This is a genomic window from Peribacillus suis (assembly GCF_059384845.1).
The window spans coordinates 825,317-840,754 of record NZ_CM182019.1 but is presented as its reverse complement, the minus strand read 5'-3'; the positions used below and the strand labels follow the sequence as shown (position 1 = coordinate 840,754).

The window sequence follows — 15,438 nt, the reverse complement described above, 5'->3', positions numbered from 1 at the left end:
CCCCCACTTATTTCTGTTTTTGTAAGATGTAATGTTGAATGTTGTCCTCTTTGATCCGTTCAATTCCCACTACAGCATATCCCTGGGCAAAGAGGTATTTGAATATCTCTCTTGTTTTCGAACGCCAATCAATCGCCAACGAAAGATTTTCCTTCTTCATTTTTTGTATCTCCGTTGGTATCGGAATGGCAATGATGTCTGCATATGTATCCAGCCTATATTCCGTGATGACTGGAAAACCTTGTTCATCCTTTTCTACCGTCACTAGTTGTGCCGCTTCACTAGGGAGATTCGCATCTGCCTGCAAATCTTGATTGATCGTCCATTCCACCATGAAGCGATCTGTCGACAGCCCTTCATTAAGTGAGCCTTCAAGCTTTCCGTAGCAATCTTCCATATAGGTACGGCAAACTGCTTTAAGTTTTCCGATATTTAAATTCGCATTCACGCTTTCCAACGGATCGTATGTCCAGCAAATCAAGTCGTAGCCCTTTTTCAGTGCTTCTTCTTTTTGTGCCAATTTAAGCAATCTTCCGTACCCCTTCTTTTGATGTTCCGGATGGATCGCCAACAAGTGTGAGCAAAGAAAGACCTTTCCATCCTTAAAACCAGGGAAGCTGTATTGAAAGCCCACTAACTGCTCATCGAGGTAACCGCCTATGACAAGCCCCCCGTTTTTAACTGCCGTCAGCGTCTGGTGGGTTGGTATGGAATCCATCCCCCATACAAGCGTCTCCAATTGTTGCACCTCTTGTAACTCTTCTAATGTCGATAATGATTTGATGTGTAATTCATGAGTCATGGCGATCCCCTTCTCCATATTTATCGAAAGTAAGAAGGATGGCTTTCGTCAGAATCTCGATCCCCGAAAGCAGCGCTTCTTTATTAAAGGTCATAAGTGGATGATGCAGGCCTGGCGTTAAGCCACAACCCAATCCAAGCATCGTCGCTTTAATGGTCGGTTTCTTCAACGTATAAAAATGAAAATCCTCTCCACCAGTCGTAATGACGGGAGGCACCAAATTTTCTATACCGAGTGTATCTGTTATGGCTTCTGCCATGATGGCTTGGGCTTGTTCGTCAACATGTGCAGCGGCTACATATGCACTTGGTTCAAGGGTAATTTCAACGCCATTGGCAATGGCCAGAGCTTGTGCGATTTTCTTCACCTTCATGGTCAATTCCTTCATGACATCATTATCCTGGGCGCGCAAGTCCAGCGAAAAAGTAGCCTTCCCTGGAATGATATTCGAACTTTCCCCGCCTGCAGAAAACTGCGTCATTTTCACGGAATAAGGGATGGAAGGATTAAGATGGATGCTGTTCAACAATGTGATGAAAGAGGCCCCGATCTCGATTGCATTTTGACCTTGATGGGGCCTTGCACCATGTGCATCCGTTCCTAGGATTTCGCCCTTTATGAACTGTGCTGAGCCATGAACGATGGCTGGTGCCGCCTGGCCATCGCTCACTTCCTCCGCAGGCCTTACATGCACGCCATACAGAAAATCTATATCATCGACGACTTTTTCCTCAATCATCTTCAAGGCACCCGTTCCTTTTTCTTCTGCAGGCTGAAAAAGGAATTTGAGTTTCCCTTTTGGTTGAAAGTTCATTTCCTTCAATACAAGGAAAACGCCAAGAGCCAGAGTCATATGCCCATCGTGGCCACATGAATGGTTGGCCTGGAATGTGTCATTCACTTCTTGCCATAATGCATCGATATCCGATCGTAGGCCCACCGTGAACCGGCCTTCCCCCATCTCACCAATCACGCCGGTACAGTCGGAAAATCTTGTCACGGTACATTGGTTTTCCGTTAAAATGTCCGCAATGAAGTCTGTTGTCTTCACTTCATTCCAACTCGTTTCTGGATGAGCGTGCAGATGGTCAAATATCTCGATGATCCGTGGTCTTAACTTTACAAGCGATTGTGTTATATCCATTTCCAACTCCCCTTCAGAAGAAAAAATCATCCTGTTTAAATGTGTCGTATTTAGACTTTCTATCTTTGAATCCTTGTTCGTCTTTTATTGAGACACCCGCTACTAAACTATTCAATAAGGAAAATAAAACAGGTGCTGTATCGATGGTCGAAGTCTTCGGCGTTGATACCGGTAATAAGACATCCGCGAAATCTGCAAGAGGGGCAAGTTCGGAGTCGGTAATCCCGATCACAAAGGCCCCAGCCTGTTTAGCCATCTCCGTAATTTTCACCGTTTCTTTCACATAACGGTGAAAGGATATCGCTATGAAAACGGAACGTTCCGTCATTTTATCCAATTGTAAAAAGATATCGTCTGTATCCGGCCGGTATAAATGAACATCCTCCTTCACAAGCCTTAGTGTGAACGTCAGCCAATGTGCGGCCGAAAAGGATAAACGATGTCCGGAAATTAAAATACTATCGGCTGACGTAATTTTGTCCACCGCTTTTGTAAAATCCTCATTTGATAGATTATGTATGGTCTTTTTGATGCTCTCGATATCTTGTTCCATCACTTGTGCCATGAAGTTTGGCTCGTTTGCGACTTCGAGTTTAGAAGTATGGTATTCATTCAAGCTACTGCTCTCGAAAATCAGCTGATTGCGAATCAGTTTTTGAAGTTCAGCAAAACCACTTAGCCCTAGCGAATAACAAAAGCGAATGATCGTGGTCTCACTCACGCCAATTTCTTTCCCTAACACTTGAGCTGGACTGACGGCAAATGTATGGGCATGAGTCAACAAGTATTTGGCCACTTTTTTTTGCCCAGTCGTTAATGCCGGGAATATCTCTTTTGCTTTTTGCTGAACATCCATAAAATCCTTCCCTTCAGTAACAAAAATGAATCGTATACTTTTTTTAAATAGATTCGAAGTTCTAACTTCACTGATAATAGAGAACATTCTAACACCCACCTTTCGATAAATCAATAATATTCTGAATATTTTAATAAAATAATCAAAATGAATTCGAAAAAACCCACGAAGAGTATCTCCGTGGGTTACATCTATCTTTTATTTTTTGTGGCGCTTTGCGTAGCCACATCGTTTACAGAGTTCTTCAACGGCGCATCTTCTCGAGAAGCCATCATACATATTCTTCGCCCGTTCGCCATCCAGGATTTCTTCTAGGGATGAATCGAATATATTCCCAAGTGGTATCTTTCCTTCACTATCCAAGCAACAAGGAACCACCGTACCATCCACCAAGATTCCTAGTTGATCTCTCAATGCATAGCAGAAAATATTTTCATCAATGATATCGCGGTCAAGTTCCGGCCACTCGAATTTTTCCGCCATATTGATATAAACCCGATCCTTCAGTTTGATATTATTCTTTTCCTGAAGGGCTTCACTTAAACGAATGTCTAGTGAAAGCTTCTCTTCCAACATCGAAAGAATATCATCATTCAACCCATTACTCGCTTTAAGTTCATCTGAATCCATATTCCATAGTCGTATGGCACAGATCACTTCACTCGTTGCATTTGCCTCATTAATGAAATCCGTTATATTACTTACGTAACTTTCCAGGCTATTGCTCGTATCGTTCGCTTCAAAACTATGAAGGGAAATATTCACCTGACGAAGCGCTTTTTTGGACAGAAGCTTATCCTTCACCTTTTGAATCAGTGTGCCGTTTGTCGTAATATTCACTTTCAAATCATTCTCGGCGCTAATATCCAGGAACGTGCCCAAATCTTTATTCAAAAATGGTTCACCCATTAGATGGAAATATATATGGTCCGTATGTGGTTTTATCTTTTCAATCACGTGCGTAAAACCTTCTGGATTCATAAATTTCAATGTCCTCTGCAAGCTAGAACTCGGACAAAAATTACACTTCAGATTACATATGTTCGTTATTTCGACATATACTTTTTTAAACTTTCTCATTATAATTCCCCTAAAATCTTGCTGTATTTAATCTGTTATTAACTATACTTGTTCCTTCCTTATAAATGCAATGGAAAAATGGATTTCCGAACAAAATGAAGGGAACTTCCTCGTTAAGAAGTTCCCTTCAATCTTCTATTAAGCTTCTTTTATGTTTACGTCCATTCCTTCCTATGCTCAGAAATGAATGTCATTTCGTTTCGGTAATGTTCAAGATGACCTTGCTCCACCATCTTTTGAAAGGCAAGATCACCTTCACTTGCTCTTCTTGTGATTGTCTTACATAATCCTTCTAATCGTAACAGGATCATCTCGATATAATTCTCCGCAATTCCTTCACCGTAAGCATCAAAAAATGATCTAACCCTGTTTTTTATGCGGGAAGCATCGTGAACGGAATGATAATGGACCGTCTCACCCGTCTCAGTAAGATACAATCTGCTTAATGGAACACAAGTGTAAAGCGTATACGCGATGTCCCAAAGTCGTGGTCCAGGTCCAGCCACGTCAAAATCAATAATGCCAATCGGCCGTTCATTTTGAAAAATGATGTTGTAAAAGGCAAAGTCATTATGGCATAACACCTCCGCTTGCTGTGGGGTATTATCGATTGCTTGCCAATGATCATCCAATGTAAAGTCGCTTACAGCATCATGATAAAGACGGAGCATCTTCGCGATTTCCCGTAAGACATCTTCTGACCACATGTATGTTTGTAGAGGATAATTCCCCGCTTCTCCTTCAATGAAAGATAGAATTTCTCTGCCCTTATCATCGATACCAAGGAATTTAGGGGCATATTCGTAACCTTTTCCCTCCAGGTGCTTTAATAACGCATGAATCCTTTGGCCATTTGGCTTCATTTCCCGTCTGACGGTATCACCTGCACGATATACTTTCGAAACGTTCCCACCTGTTAACTCTTCCTCATTGGAAAGATCGGGCATAGATACACCTCCACTGATCATGCAACTATTCACAGGAAAACTATGTTAATTCTAGTGTATCATAGGTCAGAACCAAAACAATCTAGATATGGATGCAGATGCAACTACGGACATAGAAAAAAGCACCTTCGATAAAAAGAAGGTGCTGATTCCTTTGCATTCATTTTCTTTTCTGTTCCATGACCTTCAAGCTCAGAAGCTTTTTATTCTCCAGATCATGCTGGACGGTAACGATGACGTTGAATTCCTTGCCATTTTCCACCACTATGAATACAAAGTCGTCTTCCACTTGTTTATTGCCTAACTTTTTACGTCCTTTATATTGATAGTCGGTCACATCGTCTCCAGGATAATCGGCCTGAACGACAGTGATGGCAATCTTCCCGTATTTCTCGTAATCCGGGGTTGCAGCAAGTGGTGCACTTGGAGCCATTTGCGTTAGTATCATGAGCCCCATGACCAGCATCAGAAGTTTTTTCATCCCTTTACCTCCCACCATTCTCACTTGTTAGTCTTATTATGTATAACATCTCAATAGTTATTCAATCGATTCGCTTCTTGGACAAGCATCATCCCCACTTGACGGTTCCGGTCCCATTCTTCGGGAAATACGGACAAGGGTGGATTCGTTTCCTCCACTAAATAACTAAGTTCAATGGTCAGCGCCGGCCGCTCGAATTCGGTAATGAACCAATCCGTAAATCCACTGCCTATTGCTTCCTTTTCCGGGATGGTCAGTTCATAACCGGTTAGCTCTGCCGTTTTCTTCGCTATGCCGTAATCCCTTGCCATGTTCTTAGGTTTATTGTGATAGTGCCAAAATATTTCCCGTCCAGACGTATGGTAGGAAACAGCAATAAGGGGGTCGAGCTTCTTCGTGAAGGACACAAGTGCTTTTGCCTCCGATGCCATCAGTGGACGTTTTCCTTTATAAAACTGATACGTGGGTTGTTTCGCTTCATTGATTATGTCATCCCAACCACTTGGATATTGCCTGTTTAAATCGATGCCATTCGCATTGGCTTTCCACCGGGACCACTCTGTGCTATAGTCGTTCATTTTCCAGACCACCACTCGCTCCCATACATTTAAGTGAGAGAAATCACCCTGCTGGATCCTGACCCCGTCAGGATTTAACATCGGGATGAACCAGATGCTGACCTCATCCAATAAGTCCGTGGGGATATCACCGATTGGCTCACCTGTTTGATAGGCGGAGGCATAATCTTGTAGCATCTTCATCAGAATCATCGTACTAAGCCATTCCCGTCCATGATGGGCACCGACCATTAAAATCGACTTCTGCCCCCTACCAAGTTTAACGGCCTTTATCGGTTTTCCTTTTTCAGTTTCACCGATTATTATGGTTTTTAGTTGATACTTTTTTTCCATTTCCAGAAGGTCTTTTTCCATTGTTTCCAGTGAATATGACTGTTCAGAGAATCCGTATGAAGGATAAAGCAGAAAACAGATCCACCAAAGCAAAATGATTTTTTTCATGAACTCACCTTTGATTATTATTCAGGTAAAAAACAACAAACGCGGTTTTTCTATATCGCCACTTATTGTAAGGAGAGCATCTGCCCATTCTGTACAAAATACAAATAGCTCCTTAGTAAGGAGGAGAATGATGATGAGGATAGCGGATTATGACCAGGCGTTGTTTCATACTCACCGCTCGGATTGGGACAGCCTTTTAGTTTTGATGGTACGAACGAAAGATCACATTCTTTCGAAGAAAATTGAGCATTTTTTACACGCATATCGGTTTGAGCATGATTACCAAATCGTTCAATCTCAGCTGTATGCCCTATTTCGTTATCTTGATCATGCTGCTGAACAGACGAGTGAATATGAATATGTAACGGAAGTTCAACAATAGTTTGTACAAAATGGGAAATATTATGCAAGTTGCTTATCAGGGATTAAACTATGGCTGGTGAAACCCTAATGGAAACAAGGAAGGGGTCAGGTATGAAAATACCTGACCCCTTTTTCCATTATTTCTTTATTGTCGCATATGCACTTGCATACATTTTCAATTCATCCATCAAAGCGTCGACAAGCAATGCGGATTCTTCATTCAATCCGTCATTTTCGTAATCGAAGCAGTGCGGATCAAGTACTAGTTGTTTTGGAATCACGTTCGCATAAAGGCTGCGGCCTACCGTTCTCACGGAATTCAACGCGTTGATTCCACCTTTACCTCCGCCTGAAACGGCAAGAAGCGCGACTGGTTTATGTGTGAATTGATCACTGCTTAGGAAATCCAACGCATTTTTCAAGGCACCACTCATAGAACCGTGATATTCCGGCGTCGTTAAAATGACACCATCCGCTTCTTCGATGCTTGTGCGAAGATCTTGAATCACTTTCAATTGGTATTGCTCGCCTTCCCCGGTATATAAAGGGATTTCACTATTGCTTAAATCGATTAATTCTGCTCCGTATTGTTTAGATATGAAGCGTGAAGCAATCCCTGTACGTCCTTGTTTACGTGGTGAACCATTAATGATGACTAATTTCATGGATATTCCCCTCCTTGGTAAGTTTGAAATGATAGGTCTGAAATATATTTCATCAAAATATCCCATTATCCTCAATCAGTATACCAAAGTCCATGCGTAATTTCCTTGAATTTGAGACATTCCATTTCTATCCTATTTCGGAACAAAGAGCGAAGAACTTGCCTTCGCTCTCCCTTTATTTATTACACCAAAGCTTCTATTTCACTCATGAAATCCTTAATGACAGCGGAAAGCTTATCTTCCGATTCCTTCAGGGAGCTTCCTTGGACCCCGAAATAGAATTTAATTTTCGGTTCGGTACCTGAAGGACGGAGGCATACCCATGTTCCATCATCGAGGAAATATTTTAAAACGTTGGATGTCGGAAGTTCAATCGTTTCCTCATCAGTCGTTCTCAAATCGTACTTTTTACCGTTTTGATAATCTTCGGCGATGACTACGGGGATACCCCCGATTTGAGTAGGTGGGTTCTGCCTGAATCGATCCAATATTCCTTGGATCTGTTTTGCCCCTTCCATTCCTTTTAGGGTTAATGAACGTAGCCCTTCCAAATAGAATCCGTATTTTTCAAAGACATTCATCAAGCCTTGGTAAAGGGTCAAGCCCTGCTTTTTGTAATAAGCACATACTTCAACAGCAAGAACCGCTGCTTGGATGGCATCTTTATCACGGGCGAAATCCTTGATTAGATAGCCGTAACTTTCTTCATACCCGAAAACGAAGCTATGTGCCCCGGTTTTCTGATACTCATTTATTTTCTCGGCAATGAACTTGAAGCCAGTCAGAACATCCACCGTCTCCAACCCGTAGGACTTTGCAATCGTCCTCCCGATTTCCGAAGTCACAATTGTTTTCAAGACCACTCCATTCTGAGGAATCGTCCCTTTTTCCTTTTGCTGACTCAATAAGTAATCCAAGAACAAGGCTCCGGTTTGATTACCAGTTAAAACGACATATTGATTCGCTTCGTTTTTCACGGCAATCCCTAACCGGTCGGCATCAGGGTCCGTTGCAATCAATAGATCGGCTTCCACCTGATTGCCAAGTTCGATGGCCATTTCAAATGCGGCTGGCTCCTCAGGATTAGGAGATTTCACCGTCGAAAAGTCCGGATCGGGCAATTCCTGTTCCTTGACGACATGGACATTGTGATACCCCAGGTCCTTAAGTGCGCGCCTAACCGATTTATTGGCTGTCCCATGAAGAGGGGTGAAGACAAGTGACACATCCATTTCTTCGGCTAATTGCGGATTCTCAGGAACCGTCAAAAGCTGTCGATTATAAGCGATATCCAACTCTTCCCCAATGATCTCGATAAGCCCCTTCTCTTTTAACGCTTCCACTTCTTTAATTTGTATATCAAGTTCACTTTCAATGGCATTCACGTACTGAATGACCTGGTCAGCGGCTTTTGGAGGCAACTGTGCACCATCCGGCCCGTAAACTTTGTATCCGTTATATTCAGGAGGGTTATGGCTTGCTGTAATCACGATTCCAGCAAAGGCATTCAGCTCCCGGACGGCAAACGATAATTCAGGAGTTGGTCGCAGCTCATCGAATAAGTAGGCTTTCACACCGAAAGTCGCCAATGTTTTAGCCGCTTCCAGTGCGAATTCCGGTGACTTGTGCCTCGAATCATAGGCGATGACCGTCCCTCTACTTTTTGCCTCTTCCCCGAATGATGAAATATATTGTGCCAGTCCCACCGTTGCCTTTCGAACCGTATACAGGTTCATCCGGTTCGTTCCAGCTCCAATTTCCCCACGCATGCCACCTGTCCCAAATTCCAAGTTCTTATAAAAGGCATCTTCGAGTTTTGCTTCATCCCGTTGCATTTCCTCGAGCAGGACACGTAATTCCCCATTTAAATTCTGGTAACCTGCCCAAGCGGTGTAGAAAGATTTCCATTCCATCTCCAACATCTCCTCTCAACGCCCATATTTTGAATTTTATGTATTAACCCTATTATAAAATTAACATATTTTTCCCCATAAATGAAGTAAAGGCTCGTGACGAAAAAGCAACTGTTGCTTTTTCGTCACGAGCACATGTAAATCCTTATTTATCTCCTTTTTGGTAATGCAATTTGTAAATGTCATGGCGACGATCTTTTAATTGTCTTACCGTACCGGATTGACGCTCCCGTCGTAAGATTTCCAAATCGACATCGCCGATAAGCACCATCTCAAGGTTAGGGCTCGTTTCCCCTACGATACCATCACGGGCAAACTCGAAGTCTGAAGGGGCAAAAATTCCAGACTGTGCATATTGGATATCCATGTTTTCCGTTTGTGGCAAGTTCCCGACAGTTCCGGAGATGACTGTGTAGACCTGATTCTCCACAGCACGTGCCTGGGCACAATAGCGAACCCTCAGATATCCTTGTCGGTCTTCCGTACAGAAAGGTGTGAAAATGATTTTGGCACCCATATCTGTCGCTATACGAGCAAGTTCCGGGAATTCGATGTCATAACAGATTTGAATGGCGATCTTTCCGCAATCCGTATCAAAGACACGTACGCGGTCTCCCGCATTAATCCCCCACCATTTTCTTTCATTTGGTGTAATATGGATTTTATATTGTTTCTCAATGGTTCCGTCGCGACGGAACAAGTAGGCAATATTATAAATATTGTCATCTTCCTCTTTAACGAAATGAGAACCACCGATGATATTAACGTTATATCTTACTGCAAGCTTCGTGAACAATTCAATGTACTGTTCCGTGAATTCCGAAAGCTTCCTGACTGCCAGACTTGGAGACCGTTCATTTAAGAACGACATCAACTGGGTTGTGAACAGCTCTGGGAATACAGCGAAATCAGCATTGGCGTCGGACGCTACATCCGTGAAATACTCCACTTGGTTCGCGAAATCTTCAAATGATTCGATACGACGGAGCATGTATTGCACGACGCATATCCGAACAGGTTCGGACGTCTTGTAATAACGCTTCGATTTCGGTTGGTAATCCCAATTATTCCATTCCATGAGTGTCGCGTATTTATTGGAAGCCAGATCATCAGGCAAATAGTTGGGATTGATCCTCATAAGGGTGAACCCATTTAAAAGCTGGAACGATAAGACTGGATCATATATTTTATGCAGTTGCACTTCCTTGACATATTCTCTCGGTAGCAATTCATCCGCATACTTATGGTAGTTTGGAATTCTGCCGCCGATAATGATACTTTTCAGGTTCATTTGTGCAGCTAGTTCTTTTCTTGAATCATATAGTCGTTGTCCTATTTTCATCCTGCGGAATTTTGGATGAACCATGACTTCAATTCCATATAGATTATAACCGTCTGGATTGTGATTCGTGATGTAGCCATTATCCGTTACATCATCCCAAGTATGGCGATCATCATATTCGTCAAAATTGATAATGAGGCTTGAACAAGAACCAATCACTCTGCCATCGTACTCAGCTACGAATTGGCCCTCCGGAAAGATTTCCAAATGGCTCTCGAGCTGATCTCGTTTCCATGGATCCATCCCTGGAAAACAAGACGCTTGCATAGCAATGATTTCGTCTATGTCCCCTAGCTTCATATTTCGTATTTCCATGATTTTCTCAAATTTATGCAGGTCTAAATTAGGCATTTTTCTCAGGCTCCTTTATTCTCTTCATCGAAGATTATACCCCTAAATTTAAAAATATAACACTTGAAACTCCTAATTCCCTTGTTATGTACCTGGAAAAAACCCCGTCTGAAGCATATTTTAAGAACATATATTTTACAGACGCCATCGATACAGACTATACTTTTATTAAAGAAAAAGAAGGTGGAGTAGGGAAGCGATGAACAAGACAAAAGACAGTAAAGAAAACTGGCTATTTATTGCATGGGCTGCTTCCATCATTGCCATGTTTGGAAGCTTATATTTTTCTGAAATTAAGCAATACGAACCTTGTACACTTTGCTGGTATCAACGGATCGTCATGTATCCTTTTACAGTCATTTTAGGTATAGCCATCATTCGTAAGGACCATTGGATCAGCTTTTATACCATGATATTGTCCGGTATCGGTGCACTCATTTCAACCTATCACTATTTGATTCAAAAGGTTTCATTCTTTTCCGACCATTCCCTTGCGTGCGGAAGGGTCCCATGTACAGGTCAATATATTAACTGGTTTGGATTTATTACAATCCCTGCCCTAGCTCTCGTTGCATTCATCATTATATTCCTATGCAGCTACATCGTATGGACAAGATCCAAGGAGGCTTCAGCTTAATGAAAAAGATTGCGATATTCTTAGTAATAATCGTCGCCCTATTTATCGTATTGGGCGTTGTGACAAATATGAAAAAAGAAGAAAAGGCAAAGGGCAATCCTTACGGAAAAGATAGTCTTAAATCCGCCACCGTCGATCAATTGGATGATCCCAATTATCAAAATCTGATTCTCCCCGCCGAGTTAGAGAATGACCTGCAGGAAAAAGAAGCAGTGACGGTTTACTATTATAGCCCTACATGCGTGCATTGCCAAAAAACCACCCCAGTCGTCGCACCCCTGGCCGAAGAGATGGGCATTGACCTTGTTCAATACAATTTATTGGAATTCGAGCAAGGATGGAGCGATTATGGGATAAAGAGCACGCCGACCATTGTCCATTATGTTGATGGAAAAGAAAAAGCCCGGTTAGTTGGCTACCATGAAAAGTCAGACTTTAAAGAATGGTTCGAGGAAAACGACATCAATTAATAAAAAGAACCGGCTATAACGGGAACAGTCCGTTATAGCCGGTTCTTTTTATTTGCCTTATACTAAGTATGAATTCGCCACTTGAACATTGTACATGGGCAAACCTTCCATTCCCACATGTTCGCTCATTCGGTTAAAATGATTAGAATCAAAGGGGAAGAATATCCCGCATTCATTCAAAAGTGTAATGTTACGCTTGAACAATTCATCTGATTTACGTTCAATTGCCTTTGTATTCACCTTCTCCTCCTTGTCCAAAATGGTTAGGAGGACTTGAAGGCATGTCATCACCTGATACGCTTCCCTCAGTGTACCATTGTAGGTGAAACGGCCCTTATTAGGCTGTAAAACGCCTATTTCTTTAAAATGAAGGATTTCATCTTTTGTGAAGTAACTCGGAAATACAGATTCGTAGAAACGTTCAACAAGATCAGCAATTTCTTGCTCTTGTTCTTCCGTTGATGGAGAGACAACCTTCACAACAAAACCACCTTTTTCAAATACTTTGGTCCTATCTTTGTTTGTTTAATCTTAGAGGTTCATCCTTTTTTTAATAGAATAACATAAAAACTGTAAAAATAATGTGGTAATTTAACCCACCGACTCATTTTCAATAGGTCTAATGATTCTTTTTTCACAGTTCATTGTAATTATTATATATTTTTTTCTTAAAAATACAATCTAATCCAACGAAAGTAGGAATAAATTTGAAACATTTCACAGTAAAAAACGATGAATTATTCATCACTGTACATAAACAATTGGATGGTTTTACATTAGAAGGTCTTTTTAGAGACCATTGGAAGGCTCCAAAGAAACTTGTTCATGAATGGAGAATGAGTAAGGAAGTAAAAGTGAATGATGTCATCACTCCTTGGACAAGTAAAATTTCTGAAGGGGATACGATCCAGATTCCGTTGCTTCACGTTGATGATGATCGAGTACCCGCTACAGATTTGGGAATCACCATCTTATATGAAGATGATTTGTTATTGATTGCAAACAAACCGGCAGGAATGGATACCCACCCCTCTCATTCCGGTGATAGGAATTCGCTGATCAACGGGGTGGCCCACCACCTTCAGGTAACCGGCCAAACCTGCATGATAAAACATATTCATAGACTCGATAAAGATACCACCGGCGCCGTCCTTTTTGCTAAAGAGCGACTGACCGGCTCCATGCTCGATAGAATGCTTGAAGAACGGAACATCAAGAGAACCTATTATGCTTTAGTGGAAGGGATCCTTCAAAAAAACGCAGGAAAAATCGAAGAAAAGATTGGGCGGGACCGGCATCATGCGACGAGACGAAGAGTATCTCCATCCGGACAGACAGCCATCACTCATTATCAAGTCCTTGAACGGTACCCTAAAGAAAATCGGACACTTGTCAGCTGCACATTAGAAAGTGGCAGGACCCACCAAATCCGGGTGCACTTCAGCCACTTGAATCATCCATTGGCCGGGGATACTCTGTATGGCGGAAAGAGGTCCTTTCCACGTCAGGCCCTTCATGCCAGGAAAATGGAATTCATCCATCCTATCTCCGAAGAAAAAATCGCCATCGAAGCGCCTTTCCTGGATAAGCCCAGTATCTTTGATACGTTATAAACCATAAAAAAGCTGGCTCATCATCTTTGAGCCAGCTTTTTTTGATTATGATCCTTTTTTTAATGTAGCGGCCGCCCAATTCCCAAAAGATTGGATTAGCTGAACGAGGCAGATCAATAGGAGGACCGTCAGGAACATGACAGGAAGATCCCATTGTTGGTACCCATACCGTAGTGCCAGATCACCGAGTCCCCCCGCTCCCACAGCCCCGGCCATTGCCGTTGCTCCGATCAACCCTATCGTTGCAATCGTCAAACAAAGGACGATCCCTGGTCTAGCTTCACGTAACATGATTCGAAAGATGATTTGTGTCCGTGTCGCTCCCATGGCCAAGTAGGCTTCAATGATGCCGCGGTCCACTTCGAGCAAGGCCGTTTCTATCAATCGTGCGATATACGGGGCGGTAAATACGATCAGTGGGACAATCGCGCCCTTAACGCCTATCGCCGTGCCTGCCACCCATTCAGTGAAAGGGATGATGGCCACAATCAATATGATAAACGGCACGGACCGGATGATGTTAACAAGTATATTCAATATAAGAAAGACCAGTTTATTCGGTGCTAGATGATCTTTTCTTGTTATCACCAATAACACCCCAAGTGGAATGCCTATGATGGTGGCCACGAAAAGAGCGACCCCAACCATCATTACTGTTTCGTACAGCGACTGTGTAAATAACGGCGACATCCCTACCAAACTCTCCATCATGACATCATCACCTCTGAATCCCGTTTTATTTCCACATGATGAACCGCCTGTTCGAGAAAATCGATGGCCTGTAAAATCGATTCTTCCTTACCTGAAATATGTAGCACCATCATCCCAAGTGGCATTCCTTTCACTGAAATCATCGAACCGCTTAGCACATTGGTGACCACGGAAAACCGTACGGCAAGAGAATGTAGCACAGGATTAAGTGCATCGTCTCCCCTGAATGAGATCCTGACCACTTTATAGGACGAACTTCCATGCTGCATTTTATTCAACAAGTCTTTTGGAACCGTATCATCGAAAACGGTTCGGATGAAGTTTTTCGTCGTCGGGGCTTGAGGTGTACTGAAAATATCATGAACTGACCCCTGTTCGATGATTTCCCCCTGCTCCATGACAGCCACCCGATCACAGATTTTTTTAATGACATCCATCTCATGGGTGATCAGCATGATCGTCAATCCCATTTTTTCATTAATATCAAGCAAAAGTTCAAGAATGGATTCCGTCGTTTGTGGATCTAACGCGGAGGTGGCCTCATCACATAAAAGAAGTTCGGGGTCCATCGCCAAGGCGCGAGCGATCCCCACCCTTTGTTTTTGTCCTCCTGACAGCTGGGCAGGATATTCCCCCGCTTTATCCTGCAAGCCCACTAACAAAAGCAAACCGTCCACCTTTTGCTTGATTTCTCGTTTGGACATCTTATTCATTCTTAAGATTTCTGCGACATTATCAAACACATTATAGGAATCCAGCAAATTAAAATGCTGAAAGATCATCCCGATTTTCTTTCGGGATGACCGCAATTCCCGTTCACTCAATTGCAGTAAATCGACTCCATTCACGATGACTTTTCCGCTAGTCGGCTTTTCCAGCAGATTGACCGTCCGAAGCAACGTGCTCTTTCCGGCTCCGCTAAAACCAATCACACCGAAAATCTCTCCCCTGTTCACGGAAAGGGATACACCCTTTAAGGCATGAATGCTTTTTTTTCCCTCTACATATGTTTTGTGTATATCAGTCAGCTGGATCATTCTAGCC

17 protein-coding genes are annotated in these 15,438 nt (G+C 42.5%); 4 read left to right on the top strand and 13 right to left on the bottom strand.

Annotation, left to right across the window (positions count from 1 at the left end):
* Positions 1 to 7 precede the first annotated feature (7 nt).
* The 7 genes from AC503W_RS04105 to AC503W_RS04075 all read right to left on the bottom strand — a co-directional run bounded on the left by AC503W_RS04105 (position 8) and on the right by AC503W_RS04075 (position 6,329).
* Positions 8 to 802 (bottom strand): GNAT family N-acetyltransferase, encoded by a 795-nt coding sequence (locus AC503W_RS04105; RefSeq protein WP_427688045.1) that lies wholly within the window; start codon positions 800 to 802, stop codon positions 8 to 10.
* Positions 792 to 1,946 carry a M20 peptidase aminoacylase family protein gene (locus AC503W_RS04100; protein ID WP_494916156.1) on the bottom strand — a complete coding sequence of 385 codons (1,155 nt, stop codon included), beginning with the start codon at positions 1,944 to 1,946 and terminating at the stop codon, positions 792 to 794. The genes AC503W_RS04105 and AC503W_RS04100 overlap by 11 nt, the downstream gene beginning before the upstream one ends.
* A gap of 13 nt (positions 1,947 to 1,959) precedes the next feature.
* Complete coding sequence (locus AC503W_RS04095) at positions 1,960 to 2,802, bottom strand: MurR/RpiR family transcriptional regulator (RefSeq protein ID WP_402990643.1); 843 nt, start codon at positions 2,800 to 2,802, stop codon at positions 1,960 to 1,962.
* A gap of 198 nt (positions 2,803 to 3,000) precedes the next feature.
* Positions 3,001 to 3,882 carry a radical SAM/SPASM domain-containing protein gene (locus tag AC503W_RS04090; RefSeq protein WP_402867542.1) on the bottom strand — a complete coding sequence of 294 codons (882 nt, stop codon included), beginning with the start codon at positions 3,880 to 3,882 and terminating at the stop codon, positions 3,001 to 3,003.
* 155 nt (positions 3,883 to 4,037) lie between these two features.
* Complete coding sequence (locus AC503W_RS04085) at positions 4,038 to 4,829, bottom strand: phosphotransferase (RefSeq protein WP_427688047.1); 792 nt, start codon at positions 4,827 to 4,829, stop codon at positions 4,038 to 4,040.
* 160 nt (positions 4,830 to 4,989) lie between these two features.
* Entirely contained in the window at positions 4,990 to 5,310 is a 321-nt protein-coding gene (locus tag AC503W_RS04080) for a DUF3889 domain-containing protein (protein WP_427688049.1), read from the bottom strand.
* 50 nt (positions 5,311 to 5,360) lie between these two features.
* Positions 5,361 to 6,329: a M14 family zinc carboxypeptidase gene (locus AC503W_RS04075; RefSeq protein ID WP_494916150.1), complete on the bottom strand. Its 969-nt coding sequence runs from the start codon at positions 6,327 to 6,329 to the stop codon at positions 5,361 to 5,363.
* Between the two features lie 133 nt (positions 6,330 to 6,462).
* On the opposite strand from AC503W_RS04075, the gene AC503W_RS04070 reads away from it, so the two are divergent.
* Positions 6,463 to 6,711 carry a YhdB family protein gene (locus AC503W_RS04070; protein WP_402867538.1) on the top strand — a complete coding sequence of 83 codons (249 nt, stop codon included), beginning with the start codon at positions 6,463 to 6,465 and terminating at the stop codon, positions 6,709 to 6,711.
* Positions 6,712 to 6,829: 118 nt separating this feature from the next.
* Here the strand turns inward: AC503W_RS04070 and AC503W_RS04065 are convergent, their stop codons facing one another.
* From AC503W_RS04065 to AC503W_RS04055, 3 genes are all read right to left on the bottom strand, one after another.
* Entirely contained in the window at positions 6,830 to 7,357 is a 528-nt protein-coding gene (locus tag AC503W_RS04065; protein ID WP_402867537.1) for an NADPH-dependent FMN reductase, read from the bottom strand.
* A gap of 182 nt (positions 7,358 to 7,539) precedes the next feature.
* Positions 7,540 to 9,270: a phospho-sugar mutase gene (locus AC503W_RS04060; RefSeq protein ID WP_494916148.1), complete on the bottom strand. Its 1,731-nt coding sequence runs from the start codon at positions 9,268 to 9,270 to the stop codon at positions 7,540 to 7,542.
* Positions 9,271 to 9,415: 145 nt separating this feature from the next.
* Positions 9,416 to 10,963 carry a GNAT family N-acetyltransferase gene (locus AC503W_RS04055; RefSeq protein ID WP_494916146.1) on the bottom strand — a complete coding sequence of 516 codons (1,548 nt, stop codon included), beginning with the start codon at positions 10,961 to 10,963 and terminating at the stop codon, positions 9,416 to 9,418.
* A gap of 199 nt (positions 10,964 to 11,162) precedes the next feature.
* On the opposite strand from AC503W_RS04055, the gene AC503W_RS04050 reads away from it, so the two are divergent.
* Positions 11,163 to 11,600: a disulfide oxidoreductase gene (locus AC503W_RS04050; protein WP_427688055.1), complete on the top strand. Its 438-nt coding sequence runs from the start codon at positions 11,163 to 11,165 to the stop codon at positions 11,598 to 11,600.
* Positions 11,600 to 12,070 (top strand): thioredoxin family protein, encoded by a 471-nt coding sequence (locus AC503W_RS04045; RefSeq protein ID WP_494916144.1) that lies wholly within the window; start codon positions 11,600 to 11,602, stop codon positions 12,068 to 12,070. Before AC503W_RS04050 ends, AC503W_RS04045 begins: the two co-directional genes overlap by 1 nt.
* Before the next feature lie 57 nt (positions 12,071 to 12,127).
* Here AC503W_RS04045 and AC503W_RS04040 read toward each other — a convergent pair whose 3' ends face one another.
* A complete protein-coding gene (locus AC503W_RS04040; RefSeq protein ID WP_402955303.1) occupies positions 12,128 to 12,550 on the bottom strand; it encodes a DUF5365 family protein in 423 nt (140 codons plus the stop codon).
* Positions 12,551 to 12,777: 227 nt separating this feature from the next.
* Between AC503W_RS04040 and AC503W_RS04035 the strand changes: the two genes are divergently transcribed.
* Positions 12,778 to 13,683 (top strand): RluA family pseudouridine synthase, encoded by a 906-nt coding sequence (locus AC503W_RS04035; protein ID WP_402955300.1) that lies wholly within the window; start codon positions 12,778 to 12,780, stop codon positions 13,681 to 13,683.
* A 45-nt stretch (positions 13,684 to 13,728) separates the two neighbouring features.
* Here the strand turns inward: AC503W_RS04035 and AC503W_RS04030 are convergent, their stop codons facing one another.
* Both AC503W_RS04030 and AC503W_RS04025 read right to left on the bottom strand, forming a co-directional pair.
* On the bottom strand, positions 13,729 to 14,391 hold the full coding sequence (locus AC503W_RS04030; protein WP_402956024.1) for a methionine ABC transporter permease: 663 nt from the start codon (positions 14,389 to 14,391) through the stop codon (positions 13,729 to 13,731).
* Positions 14,391 to 15,431 carry a methionine ABC transporter ATP-binding protein gene (locus tag AC503W_RS04025; RefSeq protein ID WP_402955297.1) on the bottom strand — a complete coding sequence of 347 codons (1,041 nt, stop codon included), beginning with the start codon at positions 15,429 to 15,431 and terminating at the stop codon, positions 14,391 to 14,393. The genes AC503W_RS04030 and AC503W_RS04025 overlap by 1 nt, the downstream gene beginning before the upstream one ends.
* Positions 15,432 to 15,438: the final 7 nt, after the last annotated feature.